The organism is Aminobacter sp. P4_D5, assembly GCF_056401815.1.
Map to the genome: position 1 here is coordinate 1 of NZ_JBFUIP010000227.1, position 6,908 is coordinate 6,908.

A 6,908-nucleotide genomic window follows, 5' to 3' on the forward strand; every position below is an offset into this window, starting at 1 on the left:
ATCTGTCGGCACTGCGCAAGTTCGAGGTGACGGGACCGGATTCCGAAGCGCTGTTGCAATACACGCTGACCCGCGACGTCAAGAAGCTCGGTGTTGGCCAGGTCGTCTACACCGCCATGTGCTACGAGCATGGCGGCATGATCGACGACGGCACGCTGCTGCGCCTTGGCAAGGACAATTTCCGCTGGATCTGCGGCGACGACTATTCCGGCGTCTGGCTGCGTGAGGTTGCCGAAAAGCTCGGCCTCAAGGTTCTGGTGCGCTCCTCGACCGACCAGATGCACAACATCGCGGTGCAAGGTCCCAACAGCCGCGATCTCCTCAAGGAGATCATCTGGACACCGCCGCACCAGCCGGCGCTGTCGGAGCTCGAATGGTTCCGCTTCACCATCGGCCGCATCGGCGACGCGCAAGGCGTGCCGGTGGTGGTGTCACGTACCGGCTACACCGGCGAGCTCGGCTACGAGGTCTGGTGCCATCCGCGCGATGCCGAAGCCGTCTTTGACGCGGTCTGGGAAGCCGGTAAGCCGCATGGCCTCAAGCCGATGGGATTTGCCGCACTCGACATGGTGCGCATCGAAGCCGGGCTGATCTTTGCCAATTACGAGTTCTCCGACCAGACCGACCCGTTTGAGGCCGGCATCGGCTTCACCGTGCCGCTCAAGACCAAGACCGACGATTTCATCGGCCGCGAAGCCCTGATCCGTCGCAAGGACAACCCGATCCACAAGCTGGTCGGCCTCGACATCGACGGCAATGTCGCTGTCGGCCATGGCGACTGCGTCCATATCGGCCGCGCCCAGATCGGCATCGTCACCTCGTCGATGCGCTCGCCGGTGCTGGGCAAGAACATCGCGCTCGCCCGTGTCGATGCAACACACGCCGCCGTCGGCACCGAGGTCGAGATCGGCAAGCTCGACGGCCAGCAGAAGCGCCTGCCGGCCCGCATCGTGCCCCTCGCACACTACGATCCGAAAAAGGAACGCCCGAGGTCGTAAGCGGGGAACGGTACTACAATCGGGCTAGTCAGCCCTTCAAAATGACATCGGTTTTCTCGAACTTTGTAACGTCGATCAGGCCCTTGTCCGAGATGCGCAGTTCCGGGATCACGACGAGCGCCAGCAGCGAGTGCTGCATATAGGCGTTGTTGAGTTCGCAGCCGCATTCGCGCATCGCCTCGACCAGCCTGCCGGCCTTCACGGCAACCACTTCGGCCCGCTCGTCCGACATCAGGCCGGCGACCGGCAGCTCGACCAGCGCAAGCTCCCTGCCCTCGCTGATCACGACGATGCCGCCGCCAACCTCCTGCAGCCGGTTGGCGGCCTTAGCCATGTCGGACTTGTTGGTGCCGACGACGATGATGTGATGGCTGTCATGCGCGACGGTCGAGGCCATGGCGCAATCCTTGTCGTAGCCAAAGCCCGACACGAAGGCATTGACCACCTCGCCGGTTGCCCGGTGACGTTCGACGAGCGCGATCTGGCAGACGTCGTTGGTACGGTCCATCGCAACGATGCCATTCGAGACGGGCAGATGCCGCACCAGCGCCTTGGTCGGCGCCTGGTTTTCGACCACGCCGATGACCTTTACCTTCACTTCGGAAGCATCGGGAGCGGCAATGTCGAAGTCCGACGCCACAAGCTGCTTGCCGAGCTTCACTGTGTTCTTGGCACTGTCGGGATAGTCGTAGGCCGGCATATCGGCGGCAAGCGCCCCGTCCTTGGCCAACAGCTTGCCACGCGCGAAGACCATTTCGATCGGCAGCGACGCCAGGTCCGAACTGATGACGAGGTCGGCGCGCCGACCCGGCGTGATGGACCCCAGTTCGCGCTCCATGCCGAAATGCTGGGCGGTGTTCAACGTCGCCATCTGGATCGCGGTGATCGGTTTCAACCCTTGCGCGATGGCATGGCGCACCACCCGGTTCATATGCCCATGATTGACCAGCGTACCCGAGTGGCTGTCGTCGGTGCAGAGAATGAAGTTGCGCGGGTCGATGCCGCGTTCGGTGATCGCCTTGACCTGAGCTGCAACGTCGTACCAGGCCGAACCCAGCCGCAGCATCGCGCGCATGCCCTGGCGGACACGGGCAATGGCGTCCTCAACGGTCGTGCCCTCATGGTCGTCGGCCGGACCGCCAGCCACATAGGCGTGGAACTCACGGCCGAGATCGGGCGAGGCATAGTGGCCGCCGACGGTGAGGCGTGCTGCTTGCGTGGCGGCGATCTCGGCGACCATCTTGGCATCGTTGGCCGCGACACCGGGAAAATTCATCATTTCGCCGAGGCCGATGATGTTCGGCCAGCTCAGCGCCTCCCTGACGTCGGCGGCGCTGAGCTGTGCGCCTGCCGTCTCCAGCCCCGGCGCGCTCGGCACGCAACTAGGCACTTGAACCAGAACGTTGATCGGCAGGCTTTGTGCCTCCTCGTTCATGAGCCGCACGCCAAACAGGCCAAGCACATTGGCGATCTCGTGCGGATCTATGAACATGGTGGTCGTGCCATGTGGAATGACGGCACGGGCGAACTCCGTCACCGTCACCAGTCCGCTTTCGACATGCATGTGGCCGTCGCACAGGCCCGGCACGAGATAGCGGCCTTCAGCGTCCACGACCTTCGTGTTCTCACCAATCGTATGACCGGCGGCAGGTCCGACATAGGCAAAGCGTCCGGCCGAGATTGCGACATCCGTTCGCGGCACGATCTCGCCGGAATAGACGTTGACCCATTTGCCGTTGCGGATCACCAGGTCGGCTGATGAGCGCCCCATCGCCACGTCGACCAGTCGCGGGGCGGTTTCAGACCAAGGCAGAAGCATGTGAAGTATGTCCTTTGAAAGCGCAGCGTCTGGCGGGCGCCACAGCGCCCGCCATGGGTGCTACTGGATCTGGGCGACGAGTGCGGCCGCGAGCAGCGCGACGAACCACATGATCGGCTTCACCTCGCCGGCCTTGCCGACGACAAGCTTAAGCAGCACATAGGCGATGATCGCCAGCGACAGGCCAAGCGTGATCGAAAAGGTCAGCGGGATCAACACGATGGCGAGAAAGGCGGGAATAGCCTCTTCGGCGTCCGACCAGCGGATCCGGCCCATCGGCTCGGACATGAACAGTCCGGTCAGGATGAGAACCGGTGCTGTTGCGATCGCCGGCACTAATGACAGCAGCGGCGACAAGAACAGGAATGGCAAAAACAGCAGGCCAGCGACAAGCGCGACGAGGCCCGAACGGCCACCCTGCGCGATGCCTGCACCCGACTCAAGATAAACGGTCGCGGGGCTCGTGCCGAGCGGAGCTGAGATCAGTGCCGCCACCGCATCGACATGCATCGATTCCTTGATATTGCGCGGCATGCCGTCCTCGTCCTTGAGGTTGGCGGCTTCAGCGAGCCCTAGGAAGGTTGACAGCGCTTCGACGAAATTGGTGAACAGGAACACGAAGATGAAGGGGATGTAGGCGACCTGGAGCGCGCCGAGCAGGTCGACCTGCCAGAGGAAGCTGAAGTCGGGCGCAGCCGACAGGCCGCTCCAGTTAACCAGCGTCGTCACGTCGGGCGTCTCGGGCGAAAACGCGCTGCCATTGCCCCACCAGCGGCCGATCGGGATCGAGATCAGCGTCGTCAGGATCATGCCTGCCATCATCGCGCCAGGCACACGCCGCACGACCAGCCCGACCGTCGCGATGAACCCGGCAATGAAGGTCAAGGTGACGGGGTTGAAGGTCGTGAGGCCAACGATGGTGTCGGGGTTGGAGACGATGAACTTGGCGTTGACCAGGCCGATCAAGGCGATGAACAGGCCAATGCCGCAGGCAATGCCGTAGCGCAGATCCGTCGGGATGGCCTCGATAACAGCGCTTCTGAGATTGAGCACCGCCATGATGGTGAACAGCACGCCTGCCCACAACACGCAGCCAAGGGCGATTTCAAGCGGAACCTTGGCGCCGATGACCATAGTGTAGGCGAAGAGCGCGTTGATGCCCATGCCCGGCGCGACAAGGATCGGGCTGCGCGCATAAAGCCCCATCGCGCAGCTGCCGATGAAGCTGACCAGCACGGTGGCAGTCACGCCCGCCGAGAACGGAATGCCAGCATGGGCAAGGATAGAAGGGTTGACGACAATCACATAGGACGCGGCCAGAAACGTCGTGAGGCCGGCCAGAATCTCGGTCCGCATATTGGAGCCAAGCCTGGTGAATTGAAAATGGCGGTCGAGGACGGCGTGCAGCCAAGATGGCTGCACGCTCGCTTTCGCCGGGATCTGCGGCTGGTAGTTCATATATTCCTCCCCTTAATGTTTGATTCCGACGCGGCCGATTTGCCAAAGCCGTGGCAGCGTTCCTCACTCCGCTGCCACGGCCCTCCCCTGCTCGAGGATCGGCGACGTCACCGTCAGGTTGACGCAATCGATCACGCCCAAATCGGTGATGGCGTAGTCGGGAATCGCCGTGATCTGAAGCACAAACATGTACATGAATGGCCAAGGCAGATCGCAGCCGAGGCTTCGGGCCGCATCGTCGAGCCGGCCCTCGATGGCGGCCATTTCCTGCGGTTCGATGTCGGAGACGATGCCGCCGATGGGAAGATGGAGGAATTCGAGGATTTCTCCGTCCTTGGCCACCACCTGCCCGCCATTGTTGGCGATGAGATGGTTGATGGCGACCGTCATGTCCTCGGGGCTGGTGCCCACGCAAATGATGTTGTTGTCGTCAGGCGCTGTCGAACTCGCCATAGCGCCTGCCTTGAGGCCAAAGCCCGAGGTGAAGGCGACCGGCCGGTGTTGGGTTTTTCCATAGCGCTCGACGACCGTCACGTACTGGACGTTCTGGCCGGCATCGGCGAGCACCCGGCCATTGCGAACCGGAAGCGTCACCTCGCGCCGCGTACGGACGAAAACCTTCTCAGGTGTGACCGCAATCGCCATAGCGCGCGCGGTGTTTCCTTCGCCCTCATAAGGAACGGCAATGTCGTCGACGGAGATCGGTGCGACCTTGATCGAGCGCAGCAGCGCGTCACTGCGTGGCGGCGGCGAAAGCTCCACCGCCATCTTGCCGTCCCGTGCCGCGATAGCGCCGTTGGCGATCACCGCTTCAATGCGGAACTCGCGCAAGTCGTTGACTACAAGGATGTCGGCCGAGCGGCCTGGCGAAATCGATCCGACCTTCTCGTCGATTCTCAGCGCATCGGCACCATTGATCGTCGCCATCTGGATCGCCGCCATCGGCGAGATGCCCATCGAGATTGCCATGCGCACCATGTTGTCGAGATGGCCGCGGACAAGGATGTCGCTCGCCACCACGTCGTCGGTGCAGAAGCTGATGCGGCGCAACGCCTTCACGCCCATTTCGGTGACGATGCGCAGATTGTCTGACAGGAAATGCGAGATCGAAGATTCGCGCACCACCACATGCATGCCGGCACGCAGCTTCTCCAGCATCTCCTCTGGCGAATAGCTTTCGTGATCCGCGCGCACGCGTGCCTGCTGGTAGCCGTTGAGCCGCGCGCCGCGCGTCATCGGGCAGCAACCGAGTACCGGAAGCCGGCTTTTTCCGGCAATCTCGAGCGCCTTAAGCACATCTGGATCTTCTTCCTGGATGAACTCGCGCACCGTCTCCCAAATACCGACGCATTCCGGCCAGTGATGGGTCGCTGCATGATCGGCCGGCCCGAAATAGTGGCCGACGGTCGAGCGCGGCATGGTGTAGGGCGTTTTGCAGGGCGCGCCCCAGAAAACCTTCAGCGGCGTCTGCTTGGCTTCATCGAGGAACTCACGCGCCGCTGCGGGACCGCCGACAACGATGATCTGGTCGAGCCCGGTGACGATCGAGGTTGTGCCAAGCGGCACCACGGCCTTGGCGAAGCTGGTGATCGACAGTTTCGAGCATTCGACATGCAGATGCCCGTCGATCATGCCTGGGCAGAGATATTTGCCCGTCGCGTCGACGATCTCGGTGTCGGGGCCGATATGATCCGAGATATCGCCGACAGCGATGATGCGGTTGCCGTAAACGGCGATATCGGCCTGGTAGATTTCTTCCGAAACGACGTTGACCAGTCTGCCGCCACGAACGGCCAATGTCGCCTTGGCTTCCCGCCCCGACGCCGCACGAATGAATTCCCTGATATCAGTCAAACGAACCTCCCTGGTTGATGGGAGTATTTCGACCTCGGGTCGTTTACACAATTGGCCGAAGAAGGCTATTTATTGGACAGATCATCCAATAGGTTGGACGAAATATGGACCTCTCGGTCATCGATTGTTTCGTGAAAGTCGCCGACGCCCGCTCGATCTCGGCGGCATCGCGGCTTCATCGGCTACCCAAATCGACGCTCAGTCATCGCATCCGGCAGCTGGAGGACGAGTTCGGCATGGAGCTCTTCGTGCGGGAAGGCCACCATCTCCACGTCACCGATGCAGGCTCAGAGCTTCTCCGTCATGCCCGGCGCATCCAGGCAAGCTGCGAGGACGCAGCAACTGCACTTGCTGAAATGCGCCAAGAAGTGGCCGGCACGCTGCGCGTCGGCTCCACAGGCGAGTTCGGCACGACCATCACCTCGGAACTGCTTTATGCCTTCCGCCAGCAATATCCGCAGGTCAATCTCGATGTCGTCTTCCTGACTTCGAGGCAGCCCTTCTCAGATGTGACGGAACAGGCCTTGGACGGCATCTTCCATTGGGGCGAGCCTTCTGATGTCGACTACATCAGCCGCCGCCTGTCGACGGCGTCTTATGGTCTCTACGCGAGCCCCGACTATCTCGCTCGCCATGGAACGCCTGAGACGACCGACGAACTGAGCGCCCATCGCGGACTGATCTTCCGCCAGCCGACCCGGCCGCAATCCTGGTATCTGGCGCAAAATGGTCGAAATGAGATCGACATCCTGCCGACAGCAAATTGCATCGCCAACGAC

General features: G+C 62.0%; 5 protein-coding genes. 2 read left to right on the plus strand and 3 right to left on the minus strand.

Annotated features, from left to right (window positions below; genetic code table 11):
- Positions 1–998 (plus strand): aminomethyl transferase family protein (locus tag AC1DWF_RS28690; RefSeq protein WP_476842352.1); only part of this gene is annotated, 998 nt, incomplete at its 5' end.
- A 28-nt stretch (positions 999–1,026) separates the two neighbouring features.
- On the opposite strand, the gene ade is transcribed toward AC1DWF_RS28690, so the two are convergent.
- The 3 genes from ade to AC1DWF_RS28705 all read right to left on the minus strand — a co-directional run bounded on the left by ade (position 1,027) and on the right by AC1DWF_RS28705 (position 6,129).
- Complete coding sequence (ade, locus tag AC1DWF_RS28695; RefSeq protein WP_476789111.1) at positions 1,027–2,817, minus strand: adenine deaminase; 1,791 nt, start codon at positions 2,815–2,817, stop codon at positions 1,027–1,029.
- A 60-nt stretch (positions 2,818–2,877) separates the two neighbouring features.
- Positions 2,878–4,275 carry an NCS2 family permease gene (locus AC1DWF_RS28700; protein ID WP_476786523.1) on the minus strand — a complete coding sequence of 466 codons (1,398 nt, stop codon included), beginning with the start codon at positions 4,273–4,275 and terminating at the stop codon, positions 2,878–2,880.
- A gap of 63 nt (positions 4,276–4,338) precedes the next feature.
- The gene (locus tag AC1DWF_RS28705; protein ID WP_476789112.1) at positions 4,339–6,129 is read right to left on the minus strand and encodes an adenine deaminase C-terminal domain-containing protein; all 1,791 of its coding nucleotides are present in this window, start codon (positions 6,127–6,129) and stop codon (positions 4,339–4,341) included.
- A gap of 104 nt (positions 6,130–6,233) precedes the next feature.
- On the opposite strand from AC1DWF_RS28705, the gene AC1DWF_RS28710 reads away from it, so the two are divergent.
- The coding region (locus AC1DWF_RS28710) for a LysR family transcriptional regulator (RefSeq protein ID WP_476842353.1) at positions 6,234–6,908 on the plus strand (675 nt) is incomplete at its 3' end.

Bases quoted from the DNA above. Each gene is read 5' to 3' on its own strand.
- ade (WP_476789111.1), bottom strand. From the start codon at position 2,817: ATGCTTCTGCCTTGGTCTGAAACCGCCCCGCGACTGGTCGACGTGGCG.
- AC1DWF_RS28700 (WP_476786523.1), bottom strand. From the start codon at position 4,275: ATGAACTACCAGCCGCAGATCCCGGCGAAAGCGAGCGTGCAGCCATCT.